Raw genomic sequence first — 1062 nt, forward strand, 5'->3', positions numbered from 1 at the left:
TTCAAGGCGTATGATCAGATTGACGGCGCGCCGGAAGAGAAAGCACGTGGTATCACGATCTCGACCGCCCACGTTGAGTATGAGACCGACGCGCGTCACTACGCCCATGTCGACTGCCCCGGCCACGCTGACTATGTGAAGAACATGATCACCGGTGCGGCGCAGATGGACGGCGCGATCCTGGTTGTGAACGCTGCTGACGGCCCGATGCCGCAGACCCGCGAGCACATCCTCTTGGGCCGCCAGGTTGGTATCCCGACCATGGTCGTGTTCATGAACAAGGTCGATCAGGTTGACGACGAAGAGCTGCTTGAGCTGGTCGAGATGGAGATCCGCGAGCTCTTGACCGAATACGGTTATCCGGGCGACGACATTCCGATCATCGCAGGCTCGGCTCTGGCTGCCCTTGAAGGTCGCGACGCCAATATCGGCGAAGACAAGATCCGCGAACTGATGGCGGCTGTTGACGAGTTCATCCCGACGCCGGCCCGCCCGGTTGACGGTGCGTTCCTGCTGCCGATCGAAGACGTGTTCTCGATCTCGGGCCGCGGCACGGTTGTGACCGGTCGTGTTGAGCGTGGTGTTGTGAATGTTGGCGACGAGATCGAAATCGTCGGCCTGAAGGACACGCAGAAAACGACCTGCACGGGCGTTGAAATGTTCCGCAAGCTGCTGGATCGCGGTGAAGCTGGCGACAACGTCGGCGTTCTTCTGCGCGGTATCGACCGTGAGAAGGTCGAGCGTGGCCAGGTTCTGTGTAAGCCGGGCTCGGTGAACCCGCACACGAAGTTCGAAGCCGAGGTCTATATCCTGACCAAGGAAGAGGGTGGCCGTCACACGCCGTTCTTCGCGAACTACCGTCCGCAGTTCTACTTCCGGACCACCGACGTGACCGGCACGGTTGAGCTGCCGTCGGGCACCGAGATGGTGATGCCGGGCGACAACCTGAAGTTCAATGTTGAACTGATCGCTCCGATCGCGATGGAAGAGAAGCTGCGCTTCGCCATCCGCGAAGGCGGCCGCACCGTTGGTTCGGGCGTTGTGTCGAAGATCATCGAGTAA

General features: G+C 60.5%; 1 protein-coding gene. It reads left to right on the forward strand.

Going from position 1 to position 1062, the window contains the following annotated elements:
* A partial coding sequence (gene tuf, locus MWU51_RS17035) for an elongation factor Tu (RefSeq protein ID WP_247039764.1) occupies positions 1 to 1062 on the forward strand: 1062 nt, incomplete at its 5' end.

The sequence above is a fragment of the Aliiroseovarius sp. F47248L genome (genome assembly GCF_023016085.1).
In the GTDB taxonomy this organism is placed as follows: Bacteria; Pseudomonadota; Alphaproteobacteria; order Rhodobacterales; family Rhodobacteraceae; genus Aliiroseovarius.